16 protein-coding genes and 1 riboswitch are annotated in these 19,754 nt (G+C 67.0%); of the genes, 11 read left to right on the top strand and 5 right to left on the bottom strand.

What is annotated here, in order from left to right; translation table 11 throughout:
* Window positions 1-139 precede the first annotated feature (139 nt).
* The gene (gene ctaD, locus KXC42_RS06925; RefSeq protein WP_065996090.1) at window positions 140-1,888 is read left to right on the top strand and encodes a cytochrome c oxidase subunit I; all 1,749 of its coding nucleotides are present in this window, start codon (window positions 140-142) and stop codon (window positions 1,886-1,888) included.
* 59 nt (window positions 1,889-1,947) lie between these two features.
* Window positions 1,948-3,519 carry an NAD(P)/FAD-dependent oxidoreductase gene (locus KXC42_RS06930; RefSeq protein WP_219130071.1) on the top strand — a complete coding sequence of 524 codons (1,572 nt, stop codon included), beginning with the start codon at window positions 1,948-1,950 and terminating at the stop codon, window positions 3,517-3,519.
* On the opposite strand, the gene KXC42_RS06935 is transcribed toward KXC42_RS06930, so the two are convergent.
* Window positions 3,416-4,102: a TetR/AcrR family transcriptional regulator gene (locus KXC42_RS06935; RefSeq protein WP_071934601.1), complete on the bottom strand. Its 687-nt coding sequence runs from the start codon at window positions 4,100-4,102 to the stop codon at window positions 3,416-3,418. The genes KXC42_RS06930 and KXC42_RS06935 overlap by 104 nt on opposite strands.
* A gap of 174 nt (window positions 4,103-4,276) precedes the next feature.
* Here KXC42_RS06935 and KXC42_RS06940 point away from each other — a divergent pair, with 174 nt between their 5' ends.
* Genes KXC42_RS06940 through KXC42_RS06965 form a run of 6 tightly spaced genes read left to right on the top strand, consistent with a single transcriptional unit; the run spans window position 4,277 to window position 11,045 of the window.
* Window positions 4,277-5,125, top strand: coding sequence for an urea amidolyase associated protein UAAP1 (locus KXC42_RS06940; protein ID WP_024103516.1), 849 nt, complete (start codon window positions 4,277-4,279; stop codon window positions 5,123-5,125).
* Entirely contained in the window at window positions 5,122-5,772 is a 651-nt protein-coding gene (locus KXC42_RS06945) for an urea amidolyase associated protein UAAP2 (RefSeq protein WP_019288136.1), read from the top strand. The genes KXC42_RS06940 and KXC42_RS06945 overlap by 4 nt, the downstream gene beginning before the upstream one ends.
* 7 nt (window positions 5,773-5,779) lie before the next feature.
* Window positions 5,780-7,750 carry a 5-oxoprolinase/urea amidolyase family protein gene (locus KXC42_RS06950; protein ID WP_024103518.1) on the top strand — a complete coding sequence of 657 codons (1,971 nt, stop codon included), beginning with the start codon at window positions 5,780-5,782 and terminating at the stop codon, window positions 7,748-7,750.
* The gene (locus tag KXC42_RS06955) at window positions 7,747-8,514 is read left to right on the top strand and encodes a hypothetical protein (RefSeq protein WP_219130072.1); all 768 of its coding nucleotides are present in this window, start codon (window positions 7,747-7,749) and stop codon (window positions 8,512-8,514) included. The genes KXC42_RS06950 and KXC42_RS06955 overlap by 4 nt, the downstream gene beginning before the upstream one ends.
* Entirely contained in the window at window positions 8,511-9,542 is a 1,032-nt protein-coding gene (locus tag KXC42_RS06960; protein WP_219130073.1) for an isopenicillin N synthase family oxygenase, read from the top strand. Before KXC42_RS06955 ends, KXC42_RS06960 begins: the two co-directional genes overlap by 4 nt.
* A gap of 21 nt (window positions 9,543-9,563) precedes the next feature.
* The gene (locus tag KXC42_RS06965; RefSeq protein ID WP_219130074.1) at window positions 9,564-11,045 is read left to right on the top strand and encodes a sodium:solute symporter family protein; all 1,482 of its coding nucleotides are present in this window, start codon (window positions 9,564-9,566) and stop codon (window positions 11,043-11,045) included.
* 60 nt (window positions 11,046-11,105) lie between these two features.
* On the opposite strand, the gene KXC42_RS06970 is transcribed toward KXC42_RS06965, so the two are convergent.
* Window positions 11,106-12,188, bottom strand: a complete 1,083-nt coding sequence (locus KXC42_RS06970) for a DUF3558 domain-containing protein (protein ID WP_229567629.1) — start codon at window positions 12,186-12,188, stop codon at window positions 11,106-11,108.
* Window positions 12,189-12,347: 159 nt separating this feature from the next.
* The gene (locus KXC42_RS06975; RefSeq protein WP_033097400.1) at window positions 12,348-13,244 is read right to left on the bottom strand and encodes a hypothetical protein; all 897 of its coding nucleotides are present in this window, start codon (window positions 13,242-13,244) and stop codon (window positions 12,348-12,350) included.
* 628 nt (window positions 13,245-13,872) lie between these two features.
* Here KXC42_RS06975 and KXC42_RS06980 point away from each other — a divergent pair.
* The gene (locus tag KXC42_RS06980) at window positions 13,873-14,793 is read left to right on the top strand and encodes a phosphodiesterase (protein WP_219130075.1); all 921 of its coding nucleotides are present in this window, start codon (window positions 13,873-13,875) and stop codon (window positions 14,791-14,793) included.
* On the opposite strand, the gene KXC42_RS06985 is transcribed toward KXC42_RS06980, so the two are convergent.
* Entirely contained in the window at window positions 14,790-16,286 is a 1,497-nt protein-coding gene (locus KXC42_RS06985) for a stealth family protein (RefSeq protein WP_219130076.1), read from the bottom strand. The genes KXC42_RS06980 and KXC42_RS06985 overlap by 4 nt on opposite strands.
* Before the next feature lie 262 nt (window positions 16,287-16,548).
* A riboswitch (TPP riboswitch) is annotated at window positions 16,549-16,640 on the top strand.
* Window positions 16,641-16,694: 54 nt separating this feature from the next.
* Here KXC42_RS06985 and KXC42_RS06990 point away from each other — a divergent pair.
* Entirely contained in the window at window positions 16,695-17,459 is a 765-nt protein-coding gene (locus tag KXC42_RS06990) for a 3-oxoacyl-ACP reductase (RefSeq protein WP_219130077.1), read from the top strand.
* Complete coding sequence (locus tag KXC42_RS06995; protein ID WP_219130078.1) at window positions 17,459-18,763, top strand: LLM class flavin-dependent oxidoreductase; 1,305 nt, start codon at window positions 17,459-17,461, stop codon at window positions 18,761-18,763. Before KXC42_RS06990 ends, KXC42_RS06995 begins: the two co-directional genes overlap by 1 nt.
* Before the next feature lie 15 nt (window positions 18,764-18,778).
* On the opposite strand, the gene KXC42_RS07000 is transcribed toward KXC42_RS06995, so the two are convergent.
* The gene (locus KXC42_RS07000; protein ID WP_257606049.1) at window positions 18,779-19,723 is read right to left on the bottom strand and encodes a type IV toxin-antitoxin system AbiEi family antitoxin domain-containing protein; all 945 of its coding nucleotides are present in this window, start codon (window positions 19,721-19,723) and stop codon (window positions 18,779-18,781) included.
* Window positions 19,724-19,754 lie beyond the last annotated feature (31 nt).

The following is a 19,754-nucleotide window of genomic DNA, read 5'->3' on the forward strand; positions in this document are numbered from 1 at the left end:
GGTCCGCGAACCCGGTGCGCGTGTGAGGTGGAACGCCTACTCTGAGTTCACCTGCAGCATCGCGGGTGGTGATCGCCGTGCGCCGTCGATCCCGTCCGCGCCGCACCGTTGCCGCCTCACGGCGGCTCGAGGAGGCCCGATGAACGCGGTTGTCGCTCCCGTCAAGCCCACGCGGCCCTATCCACCGCGAGCGAAGTCCAAGGGGGCGGTCCTCCATGACCTGATCACCACCACGGACCCGAAGACGCTCGGGCTGATGTACATCTTCACCTCGTTCGCGTTCTTCCTGTTCGGTGGTCTGCTCGCCCTGCTGATGCGCGCGGAGCTCGCGGTGCCCGGGCTGCAGTTCCTGTCGAACGAGCAGTACAACCAGCTGTTCACCAACCACGGCGGCATCATGCTGCTGATGTACGCCACGCCGGTCGTCTTCGGTTTCGCGAACTACATCCTGCCGCTGCAGATCGGTGCCCCCGACGTCGCCTTCCCGCGCCTGAACGCCTTCAGCTACTGGCTCTTCCTCTTCGGCGCACTCACGGTCGCCTTCGGATTCATCACGCCCGGCGGCGCTGCCGATTTCGGCTGGACGTCCTACATGCCGCTCGCCGACGAGATCCATTCGCCGGGGATCGGCGGCAATCTGTGGTTCCTCGGCCTGATCGTCATGGGTCTCGGTACCATCCTCGGCGGCGTCAACATGATCACCACCGTGGTGTGCATGCGCGCGCCCGGCATGACCATGTTCCGAATGCCGATCTTCACCTGGAACATCTTCATCACGATGATCCTCGTGCTCCTCGTCTTCCCGCTGCTCGCCGCGGCCTTCATGGGTGCCTTCGTCGATCGGGTGATCGGCGGCAACATCTACGACCCCGCGACCGGCGGTGTGCTGCTCTTCCAGCACCTGTTCTGGTTCTTCGGTCACCCCGAGGTGTACGTCATCGCGCTGCCGTTCTTCGGCATCGTCTCGGAGATCTTCCCGGTCTTCTCCCGCAAGCCGATCTTCGGATACAGCGGCCTCGTGTACGCGACCATTGCCATCGCCGCGCTCTCCATCGCGGTGTGGGCGCACCACATGTACGCCACCGGCGCCGTGCTGCTGCCGTACTTCTCGTTCATGACCTTCCTGATCGCCGTCCCGACGGGCGTGAAGTTCTTCAACTGGATCGGCACGATGTGGAAGGGCCAGATCACCTTCGAGACGCCGATGCTGTTCGCGGTCGGCTTCATCGTGACCTTCCTCTTCGGTGGCCTGACCGGTGTCATCCTCGCGAGCCCGCCGCTGGACTTCCACCTGCACGACTCGTACTTCGTGGTCGCGCACTTCCACTACGTGCTCTTCGGCACCATCGTGTTCGCGACCTACGCCGGCATCTACTTCTGGTTCCCGAAGATGACCGGCAGGATGATGGACGAGCAGCTCGGCCGCTGGCACTTCTGGCTGACCTTCATCGGTTTCCACACCACGTTCCTGGTGCAGCACTGGCTCGGTAACGAGGGCATGCCGCGTCGCTACGCCGACTACCTGCCCTCCGACGGGTTCACCACCCTGAACACCATCTCCACCATCGGGGCCTTCGTCGTGGGCGCGTCGACGCTGCCGTTCCTGTGGAACGTCTTCAAGAGCTACCGCTACGGCCAGGTCGTCACCGTCGACGACCCGTGGGGTTACGGCAACTCGCTCGAATGGGCGACGACCTGCCCGCCGCCGCGGCACAACTTCTACGAGCTGCCGCGGATCCGCTCGGAGCGTCCCGCCTTCGAGCTGCACTATCCCGACATGGTCGAGCGGATGCGTGCCGAGGCGCACGTGGGTCCGGGTAGCGACAAGCACGAGGTGAACGTGCTCGAAGGTGCCGACCGCACGCCGGGCGACATCCCCCGGGAGTGATCGACCGCGATAGCTCCGCGCATCGAACGAACCCCGCCGAAGGACGGAGTCGAGCGAACATGACCGCAGTCGAACCCGGCGGGAGCGTGCCCGCCGAGGTGGATGTCCTGATCGTCGGTGCCGGTATCTCCGGCATCGGCACGGCCTACCACCTGAAGACGAAGAGACCGGGGACGAGCTTCGCGATCGTCGAGGCGCGTGACGCGCTCGGTGGCACGTGGGACCTGTTCCGATATCCCGGCGTGCGCTCCGACTCCGACCTCCACACCCTCGGGTACGAGTTCAAGCCGTGGCGGAAGAAGCATGCGTACGCCGGAGGCGGCGAGATCCTCGGCTATCTCCACGAGACGGTGGACGAACACGGACTCCCTCCCTACCTGCACCTCGGGCACCGCGTCGTCGGCGCGTCCTTCTCGTCCGATACCGGCAGGTGGACGGTCACGCTCCTGCGCACGAGCGACGACACCATGCTTACGGTGACCTGCTCGTTCTTCTTCTCCGCGACCGGCTACTACGACTACGACGAGGGGTACAGCCCGGAGTTCGAGGGCAGCGACGACTTCCGCGGCACGATCGTCCATCCCCAGCACTGGCCCGAGGCTCTCGACTGTGCGGGCAAACGCGTCGTCGTCATCGGCAGTGGCGCCACCGCGGTGACGCTCATTCCCGCCCTGGCCGGCGTCGCCGAGCACGTGACGATGCTGCAGCGCTCCCCGTCCTACGTCTTGGGGTGGCCGAAGGAGAACAAGGTCGTCAACGCGCTGCGACGTGCACTCCCGACAGCGGCGGCCGACCGCGCCGTCCGTTCCCTGAGCATCCGGATGCTGCACGAGATGTACCGGACGAGTCGCCGGGCGCCGAACCTTTTCCGCCGTCTCCTGCGCCTTCGGATGACGAGCGTGCTGCCCGACGACTATCCCGTCGACGTGCACTTCAACCCGTCCTACGACCCGTGGGATCAGCGCCTGTGCGTCGCGACCGACGGTGACCTCTTCCACGCCATCGCCACCGGCGAGGCGTCGGTGGTCACCGATCGGATCGCCCGGTTCATGCCCACGGGGATCGCCCTCGAATCGGGGCGCGAGATCGAGGCCGACGTCATCGTCACCGCGACCGGCCTGAAACTGGTGCCGTTCGGGAGGATCGAAGTCGACGTCGACGGCGTCCCGGTCGACTGGCACGAATGCGTCACCTACAAGGCGACGATGCTCACCGGCGTGCCGAACTTCGCCTTCGCGTTCGGCTACACCAACTCGTCGTGGACCCTCAAGGTCGACCTCACCGGCCATCATCTGTGCCGGTTGCTCGACCACATGGACGACCAGGGCTACGACGTCGTCACCCCGATCTGCGACGATCCGGCCGTCGGCGGAGGGCCGTTCTGGGACCTCACGTCGAACTATCTCCGGCGCTCGGCCGACGTGTTCCCCACATCCGGGGAAGGCGGCCCGTGGTCGATGGAGCAGAACTACTATCTCGACCGCAGACGGCTGCGCCGCGAACCGGTCGACGATCCCGCCCTGCGTTTCACGCGGGTGGCCGAGCCGGCGGGTTCATCGAGCCCAGCAGGTAGCCGGGAACCCCCACCACGAGTGCCCGGGCCGCGCTCGTCACTGCCGCAAGGTCGCTGACACCGAGCACCGTCAGCGATGCCGTCGCCAGCGCTTCGGGGAGCCCGGCGTCGACGTCGCCGTCGTCGGCTCGCATGCCGATGACCGATTCGACGACCCGGAACGGCAGATGGGTGCGAGGATCGCCGTCGCCCACGATCTGCGCCGCCAGGGTCCGGTAGCGCTCCATCAGGTGCCGACGTTCCTCCCGGAACCGATCGAACGGTTCGGTGCGAACCTCCGGAAGATGGTAGAGCGCACCGAGATTCCATCTGCCCGCGGACAACTGAGCCGTGTCGAACCAGGCGAGTGTGCACAGGCGCACCTCGGGCGGCAGCGCAGGGTCGAGATTGTCGTCGAAGTCGAGGGTCGGTTCGACGGTGTCCTCGAGCAACGCGACGAGGATGTCGTTCTTCGTCGCGAAGTGGTTGTACAGCGATGCCTGCCGGATCCCCACGGCCTCGGCGATCGTGCGTGTCGATGTGGGGGAGAACCCGCGGGTGGTGAACAGCTCCGCGGCGGCGTCGAGGATCTCGGCACGCGCGGTCGGCCCGGGCCGTCGCGGGGCGTGGAGGCGGGGGCGTCCTGGTCCTGCATGGGTCACGCCTCCACTGTGACACGACGAAAGGTGCTGCAGCGCCACCGTCTTCGTGCGTGAAGTTTTCGTCACACGTACGAAACACGCGTCACGGACTCGTTACGCCATGGACATTCCCCGAAGATGCGCGATGGGAAAACTGTCGATCGACAGTTTCCCCGGACCGCCGATCGGAGCACCATGACCGAGACCCTCGCGACCGCCACCACGCACGCTGCTCGTGCCCATGCCCGAGCGCAGGCAGGAACCGTCACCGACGCCATGCCGATCGTCCCGGCATCGTCGTGGCCGGCTCCGCCCAGCGGTCGCGCAGCGTCGATGACCTGGGCCGAGACCGTCCCCGGTGGCCGCTACACCAGCAAGGTCCTCGCCCGCGGCACCCGCCTGCGCCTGCGGGACGTCCACGGCACCGCCTGCGCCAACATCCTCCTGTTCCGCGCCGACGCCCCGCACGAGCGGCTCAACGTCGCCGACACGGTGAAGGTGCCGTGGCAGGCCTATCTCGGTGTCGGGCACCCACTGCTCTCCGATCAGGGCCGCGTCCTCGCCACGATCGTCGCCGACACCTCCGGACGCCACGACGCGCTGTGCGGCACCACCCACGTCGCGGGGAACACTGCGAAATACGGTGAGGGATCGCTCCATTCGAGCTCTCCTGCGGGTCGCGAACTGTTCACCGTCGCCGCCGCCAAGCACGACCTGCAACCGCGCGACCTGCCGCCCTCACTGTCCTTCTTCCACGGTGTCCGCGTCGAGGAGGACGGCAGCCTCGTCAGCACCGGCAACGCCGGTCCCGGTGCCGCCGTCGACCTGCTGATCCACCTGCCGGTGATCGCCCTGATCGCCAACACCGCACACCCGCTCGATCCGAATCCCGAGTTCACCACCGGCAGCCTCGAAGTCCTCGCCTGGCGAGCACCCGGCGAACTGAACTCGCTGCCGAACACCGACCCCGAGTGCCAGCGCGCCGTGCTCAACACCGACGACGCTTGGGCCGCCGCCACGTCCGAAACGGAGATCCACCGATGACCATCACCGCCGACACCGCAGACCTCGCCCTCGTTCCCGGCCGCGTCGTCCTCGACGAGATCGTCGGACTCCGCGGCCCGTGGTCGGCCGTCGTCGCCGCCGGCGACGTACTCACCATCGTCGACCTGCACGGCAACCAGGCGGTCGACACCCTCGTCTACGACGCCGCCGACCACACCCGCCGCTACAGTGCCGCTGCCACCGTGGCCGCCCAGCAGAACCTCTTCCTCTCCACCGGTTCGGTGTTACGCGACGCCGACGGTGAGCCGCTGATGACGCTCGTCGCCGACGAGGTGGGCAACCACGACACCGTCGGCGGTGCCTGCTCGCAGGAGTCCAACACCCTCCGCTACGGGCACCACACCAAGCACCAGCACGCCTGCGTCGAGAACTTCCTCATCGAAGGCGCCAAGTGGGGACTGGGCAAGCGCGACCTCGTCTCCAACATCAACTTCTTCATGAACGTGCCGGTCGAGGCCGACGGCACCCTCGGCATCGTCGACGGCCTGTCCGCACCCGGCAAGCGACTCGCAATCCGCGCCGAGCGCGACGTGCTCGTCCTCGTCTCCAACTGCCCTCAGATCAACAACCCGTGCAACGGCTTCGACCCCACGCCGGTCCGCATGATCGTCACCCGCGGGGAATGAGGTAGTCATGACCACGAAGATCACCGTCGAACGTCCCGGAATGCTCACGACCGTCCAGGACTATCCCGGACGCACCGGTTACTGGCAGATCGGTGTGCCACCCTCGGGCCCGATGGACGACCTGTCGTTCCGCCTCGGCAACGTCGCGCTCGGCAACGACGAGGGCACCCCCGGTCTCGAGACCGCCATGGCCGGCCCCGCCCTGCGGTTCACGGAGGAAACCGAGGTGTGCGTGACGGGTGCGCCCGTCACCGTGCGCGTCGACGGGGCCGCCGTCCCGCAGTGGCGCCCGGTCACCGTCCCGGCGGGCGGCCTGCTCGACGTCGGAGCTGTCTCCGGGCCGGGGTTGCGCGTCTACGTCCTCATTCGCGGTGGTCTCGACGTTCCCGAATTCCTGGGCAGCGCAGCGACCTTCACGCTCGGAACGTTCGGCGGTCACGAGGGGCGCACGTTGCGCGAGGGTGACGTCCTCGTCGTCGGGGAGAACGCTCCCGGCGCGAGCGCCCCGGTCCCGTCCGAGCACGTGCCCGCACTGAGCACGCGCTGGGAGATCGCGGTCACCGAAGGTCCGCACGGCGCACCGGAATTCTTCACCCGTGCCGACATCGATGCCCTCTACGCCACCGACTACGAGGTGCACTTCAACTCCGACCGCACCGGCGTGCGGCTCATCGGCCCCAAGCCCGAATGGGCGCGCACCGACGGTGGCGAGGCGGGCCTGCACCCGTCGAACATCCACGACAACGCCTACTCCGTCGGCGCACTCGACTTCACCGGCGACACCCCGATCCTGCTCGGCCCCGACGGTCCCAGCCTCGGCGGGTTCGTGTGCCCGGTGACCGTCGTGGCCGCCGACCGTTGGAAGCTCGGCCAACTCGCTCCCGGCAACACGGTCCGGTTCGTGCCCGTGAAGTCGCAGCACACCGCGTCCCGCCGCGAACTCGGCGTCGCGCGTCGCGCCGGACTGTCGCTGGTCACCTCGGCCGGTGGCGACGGTGACGACGGAGTGCTCACCCGCCGTGACGGCCACACCGCCGTCACCTACCGCCGTAGCGGCGACGACAACGTCCTCGTCGAGTACGGCGACATGACCCTCGACCTGGCGCTGCGGGCCCGCGTGCACGCGCTGCACCAGCGCCTCGAGGCCGACCGTCCTGCGGGTCTGCTCGAACTCACCCCGGGAATCCGGTCGCTGCAGGTCAAGGTCGACCCCGACGTCCTGCCCGTGCCGACCCTGCTCGGCCTGCTCGGCGAGGTCGAGGACACCATCGGCGACAGCGACGAACTCGAAGTCCCCAGCCGGCAGGTACGACTCCCGCTGTCCTGGGACGACCCGGCGACCCGCGAGGCCATCCAGCGCTACATGCACGGCGTGCGCTCCGACGCCCCGTGGTGCCCGTGGAACATCGAGTTCATCCGCCGCATGAACGGCCTCGACACCGTCGCCGACGTCTTCGACACGGTCTTCGCCGCCGACTACATGGTCCTCGGCCTCGGCGACGTCTACCTCGGCGCCCCGGTCGCGACGCCGCTCGACCCGCGGCACCGTCTCGTCACCACCAAGTACAACCCCGCGCGCACCTGGACCCCCGAGAACGCCGTGGGCATCGGCGGCGCCTACCTGTGCATCTACGGCATGGAAGGCCCCGGCGGCTACCAGTTCGTCGGCCGCACCACCCAGGTGTGGAACCACCGGCACCCGCAGCCGGCCGGCCCGTTCGAGGACGGCACCCCGTGGCTGCTGCGCTTCTTCGACCGCATCTCGTGGTACCCCGTCGATCCCGACGAACTGCTCGATCTGCGAGCGGATCTCGCTGCGGGTCGCGGTGGGGGAGTGGAGATCACCGACGGCACATTCTCCCTGACCGAGCACCGGAAGTTCCTCGCGGACAACGCTGCTTCGATCAGCGGGTTCCAGGCGACGCAGTCCGTCGCCTTCGGCCAGGAACGCGCGCGGTGGAAGGCGGACGGCGTATGACGGCCGCCGAACGGATCCGTCCGGTGGGAACCCGTTTCGAGCGAACACTGTTGGCTCGGCCGGGAGCAATCCCGGACACCACCACCCGCGTCACGTGGCTGCAGGGTGAGCGGTTGTACTGCGACCTGCGACGACCGGCGACACTGCCGACGGTGACGGCCTCTACTCTCGCCGAGATGGAGATCGACGACCTCGTCGCTCTCGCGAGCCAGGACGGATTCGCCGGCCGACTGCTCGACAGCAGCAACCATGTCGAATGGGAACGGGCCGTGTCGTTCCATCCGCTCGGACCGACACCCGACGCCGGCACCCTGGGGGCCCTCGACACCGACACCCTCGTCGAACACGGTGTGTTCGAGGAGTACACCGAGCACTGGCGCATCACGGATGTCTCGCCCGACATCGAGGAGTACCTACTCGAGGACGTCGAGACCGGAGCGACCGCAGTGCTCGTGCGGGTCGGAGAGTGCTTCGCATTCGGGCGGAGTCGCGATCACGCGCTCGGATCCGAACCCCTCGTCGAACAGATCCTCGGCGCAGCGACGGTGTCGGATGCCCGAGCGTTGCTGGACTGCGAGATCGCGGTGGGTCGCATCGAAGACAGCCGGTGGACCATCTCCGCATCGACCCTCCCGTACCGAAGCGGGCGCAATCTCCACCCCGTCTTCGGTCACGAGATCCGCACCCGAGACACAACATTCGACGGAACGTCCATCACCCGTCGGTGGCGTTCCGTCCACCCGACCCCGAGGAGTGACACATGACGTTCACGAGTATTCCCATCGTCGATGTGCATGCGCTGGTGTCCGGCGACGAAACCGGACGCGACGCCGTCGTCGCCGAACTCGGGCGCGCCGCGCGAGAAGTCGGCTTCGCGCAGATCGTCGGACACGGAGTCGACCCCATCCTCGTCGGCGGATTGAAGGACGCGGCCGAACGCTTCTTCGCTCTTCCCGACGACGCGAAAATGGATGTGTACATCGGCAATTCCACCAACCACCGCGGCTACGTGCCGCCCGGTGAGGAAGTGTTCGCCGGAGCCACACCGGACCACAAGGAAGCATTCGACCTGTCGATCGACCTTCCGTCCGATCATCCCGAATATCTCGCCGGCAACCCGCTGCTCGGCCCGAACCAGTGGCCCGACCTGCCGGACTTCGACGAGCCCGTGAATGCGTACTACGAATCCGTCTTCGCTCTGGGACGTGTGTTGTTGCGTGCCTTTGCCGAAGCACTCGGCGAGGCGGCGGATCGGTTCGACCGCTATGTGACCACGCCGCCTGCTCAGCTTCGAATGATCCACTATCCCTACGATCCCGACGCCTCGGACCGTCCCGGCATCGGTGCCCACACCGACTACGAGGTGTTCACTCTTCTGCTCCCCACGGCACCGGGACTCGAGGTCCTCAACGCCGACGGCGACTGGATCGACGTGCCCTACCGCGAGGATGCCTTCGTCCTGAATATCGGTGACCTGCTGGAGATCTGGACCAACGGAGTATTTACAGCGACGTCACATCGGGTGCGTAAGGTTGCCGAGGAACGTTACTCGTTCCCCTTGTTCTTCAACGTCGATCACGACACCCGGGTCGACCCGCTGGAGAGGTTCGTCGAGGCCGACGGACCGCGCTACGGCGGAGTCACTGCCGGCGAGCACCTGTTCGCCCAGACGGCCCAGAGCTTCACCTATCTCCGCAAGCGGCTCGCCGCGGGCGAGATCACCCTTCCCGACAATGCACGCCCCCTCTACTCGCTCGGACGCGAAGCCCAACGCAGCGCTCCTGCCGTCTGACCCTCTCCATACGGAGCAGCCATGATCATCACCGGTGTCGCCGTGTGCCTCGTCGTTCTCCTCGGGGCCGGCTTCTACTCCACCCGCAAGGTCCGCGGACAGGCCGGGAACTTTCTTCTCGCAGGTCGCTCGCTCGGTGCCCCTGTCCTTGCCGTCCTGCTCATGTCGCAGGTCATCGATTCCAACGCGACCCTCGGTTCCGCCGACCTCGCGGCCGGATTCGGATTCTGGGCGGGTGCGGCGATGCCGCTGGGTGTCGCATCGAGCGTGCTGCTCGTCGGACTGTTCTTCGCGAAGCGCCTACGCGCGACGGGCGTCGTGACCCTGCCCGAGTTCTTCGCCCGCCGCTTCGGCCGCAGCACCGAGATCACCGCGTCCGTGCTCACGGTCGGCAGCTTCGGCATCCTCCTCGCCGGCAACCTCGTCGCCCTGGGCTACCTGCTCCAGTACTTCCTCGGCCTGAACTACACGGCGGCGGTGCTGGTGATCATCCCGTTCGTGCTCGCCTACACGGTGGCCGGCGGCATGTTCGCCAGCGTCTACACCGGCATGGTCCAGTTCGCGATCATGGCCGTCGGTATCGTCTCGCTCCTCGTGTGGACGGCCTTCGGACCCGGCTTCACCCACGGGGACGGCCTCGGCATCGGCGATCTCGGACAGCTCACCGATCCGGCGCAGGGGGCCGCGGTCAACTGGGCCACCATCGTCGCTCTCGGTCTCGGCAACCTCGTCGCGATCGACCTGATGCAGCGCGTGTTCTCCGCCAAGTCCCCGATCGCTGCGCAGCGCGCCTGCTTCTCTGCGGCGACCGGCATTCTCGTCCTGTGTGTGCCGCTGTCCTTCGTGGCCCTTGCTGCCGTGTCGATCGTCGGTGACAGCGCAGCCGACGCCCCGATCCTCTACGTTCTGCTGGGCGAGTACACGCCGCAGTGGTTGTCGATCCTTGTGCTCTCCGGTCTGGTGACGGCTTCGCTGACCACGATCAGTGGTGTGCTGCTGTCCACCGCGACGGTTCTGGTGCGCAACGTCTTCCGCGTAGGCGGCGAGAACGCCGCGATGTCGTCGGACGTCATGAAGGCCACCCGCCTGCTCATGCTGCCGATGGCTGCCTTCGGTGCCCTCGTCGCGCTGCGGGTCCCGCAGACCGGCATCCTGCTCACCCTCACCTTCGACCTGCTGCTCGCCTCGCTGGTAGTGCCGTTCATCCTCGGACTGTTCTGGTCGCGCGGTGACGGTCGCGCTGTGGCTGCCGCAGCGATCGCCGGCATCACGGTGCGTGCCGGCTTCTTCGTCCTCACCCCGACGATCTACGGCGTCGACAACACCCTGCTGTACATCCCGAACTCGCTGGTCACCTCGTCCGTCGACGGCTGGACCACCTTCATCGGATTCCTGGTGTCGCTGGTCGCCTACGTGACGGTCGCGCTGGTGCGACGCCCCGTCCGCGCGGTCACCGTGCCGGAGCCGGCCGTCCTGCCTGCGAAGCAACCGGTCGCGGTGTAGCTCGCGCGCCGAACCGGGGTTCGCTACCGCAACACGCGGGGCGAACCCCGGTTCACCGCGTCAGAGATCGACGAGTGTTTCGATGTCCTGAACGAGGGAGAACAGGGGAGCGCACTGTTTCTCGGAAGGAATCGGTTCGTTGTCGTAGGGGAAGTGCAACCACGAGCTGACGAGAACGCCGAATTTCGTGTCCAGGATGATCGCGCAATCGTTGCGGTCATGCTGGAGGAGCGCTCTCCTGCTATTGATCGTGATCTCGGTGGAGATATCGCGGTCGCGCTCGAGATATTCCTCGTAGGAGACATTGCCGGCGAGGAAAGTGATCGCGTAGGAATCCTTGTGGTCGGTCGTCTGGGCGAAGCTCTTCCATGAGCAGCTGATGAATGTGTACGTGCCGAAGGGAAGATCGGTGAGATCCTTGCTACGGTCGTCGAAACCTCTTTCGAGAAGTATCTCCATCGGAACATCCAGGCACGGATCGAAAGTGATGTCAGGTCGTTCCGAATCGTCGACGACGCGAGGCGTACGTACGGTCGTGGCGACCTCCATCATGATTCGTCCTGCGTCGACTTCTCGGTCCACCGAATCCTCGATCCGCTCGACGAAGCTTCTGGTCCGGCTGCATCGTGCGTCGTCCGTCATCGGCTGCATCTCGCGTGTGAGGTTGTGGTGCTTGATGCTGATCAGGCCGAATCGGGTGCTCATCGATATCTCGCAGCTGTTTGTTACGTTCGGGTCGAACTTGACGAGGGCGGGACGACCGCTGACTGTTGTCTCGGTGGTGTTCTCGGGGTCCCGCTTGTAGGCTTCGTCGAGCGTCCTGTTCGACGCCAGCAGGTACAGGTCGAACCAACCCGTATCGTTACTGTCCGGGGGAATGCTGTCGAAGGTGCACAGGATCGACGTGTAACCACCGGAGGTGTGCTCGGACTTCTGCCCGGTGGAGAGGTCGACACGTTCCGCACGGAAGGCCTCCTCCGGAATGTCCGCACATGGATCGAATGTGATTTGTGCATGCACTTCCGGGTCGACCGCTTTCGGTGTGTCGTTGGTGGGAAACACGCCTTCGGCCGCGATCGATGCCGGCCCTGGAGAATGGCTGCATCCCGCAACAAGAATCACTGTTATTGCAACTGCCGTCACCGACTTCGTGACGACTGTCGTCCACCTACGCACGTGACCCCCCGATCCGTTTCTGCCGGCGGGACGTTAGCACGTTCCTTCCTCAGCCCCGCACGGCGCAGTGATTGCTTGCGCGCCGCACCGGGGCTTGCTACCGCAACACGCGGGGCGAGCCCCGGTTCATCGCGTCAGTTTCGCAGCGCGACGCGCGGCCTGCTGGAGTCTCTCCGCCACGACGTCGAACCGCTCCAATTCCGCCCACGTCCAGCGCACCACTTCGTAGCCCGCGTCGCGGATCGCGTCCTGCCGGAGCTTCTCGTCGAACACGTCGCGCGGGTCGGAATACTTGATCCGCCCGTCGAACTCGCCGACGACGCCGTTCTCCCAGAAGAAGTCGACGCGATAGCGCCGCCCGTTCCCGCCCACGATCTCGTACTGGAGGATCGGTCGCGGCAGTCCTGCTTCCGCAATGCGTAGACGCGACAGCGATTCGCCCGCACTCTCGCTGCGACCGTCCAGAAACGGCACCACTGTGCGGGCACGAGCCAGGCCGTGGCGGGTCCGGGCATCGGCCAGCGCCCGCGAAACCTGTTCACGCATACCGGGGTACAGGCGAAGAGCGGAATCGCCTGCGATGACGGCCTGCTCCTTCGGGAGCGTGCGCGCGAGGTCGACGACGGTGCGGGCAATCGACGTGACGGCTACTCCGTCGACGACCACCACGTCGTCGCCGAGTTCGGTCGGATGCACGTGGATCTGCGAGGTGACACGACCGCGCCGCGTGGCGGGCCGGGAGATGTGGACGAGGTCGAGCGGTACGTCCCACAGTTCGAGGCCGTGCAGTGCCGCCGCCGACACGTGGCTGAGCGCCTCGTCGGGACCGAGCGTCGCTCCGACATGCCGGGCACGGACACGGTGGACGCCGACGGGTCCGATCGCGTCGACGTCACAGCGGTGCAGATAGCACCCGCGCCCGACCCGTACGAGTGAGCCGGTGCGAACGCCGGTGCGGATCTCGGTGTCCGAGAGACCCGCGACGGCGAGCGAGGTGTTGGTGAGAATGTTCGGATCTGTCACGACGACGATCCTGCGCGGAGCGACACCCACCGAACCCGCGACGACCTCCCGATCCGGTGTACCTGTGGATCGATCGCGGGGTTGGGGACAAACTCCTGTTCGGAGGCCGTTGACGCGCCGAACCGAGGTTCGCGCGTGCTACAGCGGCGGCGAACCCCGTTTCGGCGCGTTTCTCGCTTCCTCGAAGACGATGTCCCCGAGGAGGGTGCACTGCTCCACCGCGGGAGGCGGCTGCATGTTTGGGGATCATGACGCCCCTCGCCGGGATGGGTAGTGGTGAATCCATGGCACTCCCGGTGGGGACGTCGAGAGGGAACGGCAGTCGTGTGTCGGACGCCGAACGTCCGTCGACCCTGTTCGCGCGCCGAACCGGGGTTCGCTGCCGTAACACGCGGGGCGAGCCCCGGTTCACCGCGTCAACGACCGGTCCGTGAACGACCCTCTGTTGTGAGCCAGATCACCAGGGCTGAAGCGGCTGTCCGTTTCCGCAGGTCACCAGGCAATGACACGCTGTTCGCCGCGGGGTCTGGGTCTCGATGTGATCCAGAAGCCATGGAGTCGTAGAAACACACTCGCTACCGTTGATGGCGATCGAGTGCCCGAAACGGGCGAATGGAAGTGAGAGATCATGGGCAGTTTTCCAGCCCCTGAGCGAATAGCCGAATATCCCAGACCTTCGCACACCCTCCTTCATCTCACCGATACACACCTCGTCGGTGGAGACGAACTCCTCTACGGCACCGTCGACGCCGACACCCGCCTCGGCCTGATCCTCGACGACATCCGGGCCTCCCGGGTCCGACCCGACGCCCTGGTGTTCACCGGCGACCTCGCCGATCGCGGCCAGCCCGACGCCTACCGCAAGCTCCGCGGACTCGTCGAACCACTGGCCGCAGCGCTCGACGCCGAGATCGTGTGGGCGATGGGCAACCACGACGACCGCGCGACCTTCCGTGAAGAGCTGCTCGACGAAGCGCCTCTCGGCGCACCGATCGACGCCGTCCACACCGTGGGCGGACTTCGGATCGTCAGCCTCGACACCTCGGTCCCGGGCCATCACCACGGTGAGGTGACCGACGACCAGCTCGCCTGGCTCGCCGACGAACTCTCGACACCCGTCCCGTTCGGTACCGTTCTCGCACTGCATCATCCGCCCGTGCCGAGCGTGTTCGACATGGCTGTCCTCGTCGAACTGCGCGACCAGGCCGGTCTCGCCGAAGTGCTGCGCGGCACCGATGTCCGCGCCATCCTCGGCGGTCACCTGCACTACTCGACCTCGGCCACGTTCGCGGGCATCCCGGTGTCCGTCGCCTCGTCGACCTGCTACACGCAGGACCTGAACGTCCCGGTCGGTTCGCAGCGCGGGCACGACGGCGCGCAGGGTTTCAACCTCGTGCACGTCTATCCCGACACGATCGTGCACTCCGTGGTGCCCAGCGGAAGTTACGCCACCGCCGGGCAGCCCCACACGGCCGAGGACGCGGCGCGGCGTCTGGCCGAAGCCGGCATCCGCATCCCCGAGAACCCCGACCTCACCGTTCGGATCTAACCGACGTCCGGTCGGCCCGGGTGGCCGGTCTCCCAGGGCGCCGGGATCGGGTAGTACCGCTCCAGGAACTGCGTGACCTTCGCGGTGCGCAGCTCCAGGTCGACCTCGGGCGTGCTGCCGTCGTTGAGGCAGAACAGGTCGAGATTGCGGCGCGCCAGGATCGTGTCCAGATGTCGCAGACCGGACTTCACAGTGGTGTCGACGTACTCCACCTTCGCCGTGGTCTGCTGCACCGCGCGGCCGGTCAGCAGCGTGTAGTAGTGGTAGAAGGAGTTCGTCACCGAGATGTTGTCGGCCGCCCGGAACGGGCTCGCCGCCGTCGCAGCGAACTCGTCCCCGAACTCGCGTTCCATCTCCGCCATGATCGACCTGCGCAACGGGACCGGGGTGTGTTCGAGGTGCCGAGTGATGGTGACCCCGAAGCGATCCTGCAGGAGCTTGCGGTTCATGCGGGCGGAGTTCTCGAATCCGCTGCGCGACGGGTCGTTCCGACCCAGCCCGATCCGCACGTCGCACTCGATGAACTTGCTGACACCCCCGCCGGAGAAGAACAGGCTCGGGCTCACCCGGCGTCCGAAGAACATGTCGTCGTTCGAGTACAGGAAGTGCTCGGACAGCCCCGGGATGTGGTGCAGTTGCGACTCGACCGCCATCGAGTTGTAGGTGGGCAGCGCCGACGGGTCGGCGAAGAACTCCTCGCTCCGCACGAACGTCACACGCGGATCGTCGGCGAGCCACGCCGGTCGCGGCGAGTCGGTGGCGACGAAGATCCGCCGCACCCACGGCGCGTACATGTGGACCGAACGCAGGGCGTACTTGAGTTCGTTGATCTGCCGGTAGCGCGCCGGCGAGTCGTCACCCTCACCGACGACATAGTTCTGCATGAGCTTCGCGCGCTCGGCCTGGAACGACTTCGACGACCCGTCGACCCAGGAGAACACGAGGTCGATCTCGAACGGGATGTCGCCGGGATGGCGGTCGAACATGCCCTCGATCGTGGGCCACAGTTGTCCGTACCGCTCGACCGTCGTCCGGCGCATCTCGTCGCGCAGGGCGATCGTGCGGGTGAGGGCGTTCGGGCGAGGCATGATCACCTCGTCGTCGGTGTAGGTCCACAGTTCGATGTCGACCCCGTTCGACGCGCCGTACCGCATCCCGCTGGTCAGTTCGACGCGCGGGCGGAACAGCCGGAACACGCGGTCCTTCCTGTCGCGTGAGAGCCGTCCGTCCGACACCGGAACCGGGCGTCGCTTGGAGTCGACAGCCTTCGAGTAGAACGGCTCGTCGGCGCATCCCTCGGCGAGCGCGGCACGCAATCTCTTCCGGTCGGCACGGTCGATCGCCAGGATCGGGCGGTCGCTGTCGTCGCGGACGAGCAGGTAGTCGATGTGCGCCCGGTCGAGGACGCGGCGCAGGAGCAGTACGTCCTCGATCTGCGCTTCGTCGGGCGTCGTGGTGGTGATGGGGATCGCGTAGCGATCCTCGAACCACACGACGTCCTCGTGGCGCGCGGGTCCGCGGACCGGGGCACGGTCGAGCGGCGGGGCGTCTCCGACCTGCTGGGAAAGGGAGACGTAGGGAGCGTTGTAGGGGGCCGGCGTGTGCGTCGGAATCTCCTTTCACGGGTCGGGGCAGGAAAGGCTCATTTTAACGCCGATCTGAGCTAAGTTCCCGGGTCGGTGATGTGATGATCCGGTGAATGCCGACGCCGACGGTCTCGACGGGGTCGAGGTCCCGAGGTGTAACCTGTGCGCAGGACTCGACACGGGGTGCCGGACACGGCTGAGAGAACACCCGTCGAACCTGATCTCGATTATGCGAGCGAAGGGATGCCGAGCCGGCGCCGGGCCACAGGTCTGTCGCCCTCACGCACCCTTCCCCACACAGGGAAGGCACAGAAGATGTCATTGCAGAACCAGGTCGTCCTCGTCACCGGTGCCGGGCGCGGCCTCGGCCACAGAATCGCGCAGGCGTTCGCCGACGAAGGAGCCTCCGTCGTCCTCGACTACCGGCGCAGCGGCGAGGGCGCTCACGAGCTGGCCGACAAGATCGGACCCGAGCGGGCGGTCGCGCTGAAGGCCGATGTCACCGACCGCGCCGAGGTCGAGTCGCTGTTCGCGCGGGCCCGCGAGCACTTCGGGCGACCCGTCACCACGGTCGTCAACAACGCCCTGCCCGACTTCTCGTTCAACGGCGACGCCCGCGCCAAGGCGGACGAGATCGGATACGCCGAATTCGGTGCCCAGTTCGACGGGGTCGTCGGTGGTGCCGTCAACGTCATCCAGGCCGCGCTGCCGGGCATGCGGGAAGCCGGCGGCGGCAGCGTCGTCAACATCGGCACCAACCTGTTCCAGCACCCCGTCGTCCCGTACCACGACTACACCGCCGCCAAGGCCGCGCTGCTGTCGCTGACCCGCACCTTCGCCGCCGACCTCGGCCCCGCTGGGATCCGCGTCAACATGGTCTCCGGTGGTCTGCTGCGCACGACCGACGCATCGTCGGCGACCCCCGAAGCGGTGTTCGACCTCATCGCGTCGTCGACGCCGCTCCGGAAGGTCACCACCCCCGAGGATTTCGCGGCCGCGGTGCTGTTCTTCGCCTCCGACTGGTCGCGGGCCGTCACCGGGCAGAACCTGGTGGTCGACGGGGGACTGGTGATGAACTGATGACCGGACCACGCGCCCTCCACCTCAACGCCTTCCTCTACGGCGTCGGGCACCACTCGTCGGCATGGCGGCATCCCGACTCCGCGGCCGAACGCATCGGCGACATCACGTATTTCGAGGAACTCGCACGCACCGCCGAACGCGGATGTCTCGACGCGGTGTTCTTCGCCGACGGTCACAGCGTCAACCCGAAGTACACAGCAGGCACCACCTGGTTCCTCGAACCGCTCACCGCACTGTCGGCGATGGCCCGCGCGACCGAGCGCATCGGTCTGGTCACCACCGTTTCTGCAAGCTTCTTCACGCCGTTCCACGCGGCACGGATGCTGGCCTCACTCGACCACATCAGTGGTGGCCGCGTAGGAGCCAACATCGTCACCTCGATGTTCGACGAGGAAGCGCGCAACCACGGATTCGACGCGCTCCCGCCGCACACGGAGCGATATGCCCGGGCGGAAGAGTTCATCGAAGTGCTCTGCGCACTGTGGGATTCGTGGGACGACGGCGGTGTCCTCGTCGACCGGGCCGGCGGCAGGTTCCTGGACTCCTCCGCGATCCGTCCGATCCATCACCGGGGCAAGCACTTCCGCGTCGACGGTCCCCTGACCGTGCCGCGGTGCCCGCAAGGCCGACCCGTGCTGTTCCAGGCGGGGGCGTCGGAGACCGGGCGCAACCTGGCGGCCCGCCACGCCGAGGCCGTCTACTCCGTCGCGTGGGACATCACTGCGGCGCTCGAGTACGCCACCGACCTGCGCGCGCGGATCGCCGCGGCCGGCAGGGATCCCGGTACGGTCGCCATCCTGCCCGGGCTCGTCACCTACGTCGGTCGCAGCGAGGAGGAGGCGTGGGCGAAGAAGACGGAACTCGATGCGCTCCTCGACGTCGATGCTGCCATCACCCAGCTCGGCGTGTTCACGGGTCAGGACTACACCGGCCACGACCTCGACGCTCCCGTCGACGACCTGCCACCCATCGAGGAGTTCACCGGGCCGCAGGGGCGCTACGCGACGGTGCAGCGCATCATCGAGACCCGCCGTCCCACCCTGCGCGAACTGCTCGGATACCTTGCCGCGGGTGGTGGTCACGCGACGATGATCGGTACTCCCGAGACCGTCGCCGACAGCATCGAGGAATGGTTCAACGCGGGTGCCTGCGACGGCTTCAACCTCATGTGCCCCGCCTATCCGGATTCCCTCGACGACTTCGTCGACCTCGTCGTCCCGGAACTGCAGCGTCGCGGCCTGTTCCGGACCGAATATCCCGGCTCGACCCTGCGCGACTCGCTCGGTCTGAAGACGGTATAGCGGAGCGCGAAGCGGTCATCGGAGCGGGTTGTAGCGCGCGCCGATGACCGTTTCGCGCTCCAGAGCAGCCCGACGTGCCTGCTGCCGACGACGTGCGCGCTCGAACCGATCGACGACGACGTGGAATCGCGACAGCTCCGCCCAGTTCCAGCGGATCACCTCCAGCCCGAGATCCCGTAGCGCATCCTCGCGCTCCTTCTCAGCGAGCAGATCGTGGCGCTCGGTGTACTTTCCGGCACCGTCGAACTCGCCGACGATGCCGAGTTCGCGCCACAAGAAGTCCACGCGGTACCGGCGTCCGTCACGAACGACGATCTCGTGCTGCAGGTCGGGCATCGGTAGACCCGCCTCGATCATGTGCAGCCGCGACAGCGACTCCCCGACACTCTCGCTCCGGCCGTCGACGAGGCGCGCGACCGACTCCGCCGCGACGATCCCGGTCCTACCTCGACATGCAGCAAGGATCCGGGGCAGGTCGAGATGCGCCGTCGGTTCCGCGCGCAACGCGGCGTCGCCGATGACGAGAGCACGTGGACGCGTCAGTGTGCGCGCGACGTCGACGACGGTACGAGCGAGCGACGTGACGCGGAGACCGTCCACGTCGACGACGTCGCCGTCCAGGTCGGAGGTGTGGATGTGCAGGTCGTCGCTCACCCGGCAGCTGCGCGTCGGTGGGCGCGTGACGTGGATCCGTCTCAGCGGCGCGTCCCACACGTCGAGGCCGTGGACGACCGCGGCCGTCACATGACTGAGCGCCTCGTCGACATCGAGACGAGAGCCGACGAGGCGTGCCTGGGCGAGGTGAACTCCCACGGGGCCGAGGGCGTCGACGTCCTCTCGTGTCATGTACGTGCCGCGAGCGATCCTGACGAGCCCGCCGTGCCGGAGCCGTGTGCGCACCGCACGATCCGATATGCCGGCCTCGGCGAGCATCGCCCTCGTCCACACCTGTCGGGTCATGGACCCGATCTTCGGGCACGGCCGGACCCGA

The organism is Rhodococcus sp. LW-XY12 (assembly GCF_019317345.1).
In the GTDB taxonomy this organism is placed as follows: Bacteria; Actinomycetota; Actinomycetes; order Mycobacteriales; family Mycobacteriaceae; genus Rhodococcus; species Rhodococcus pyridinivorans.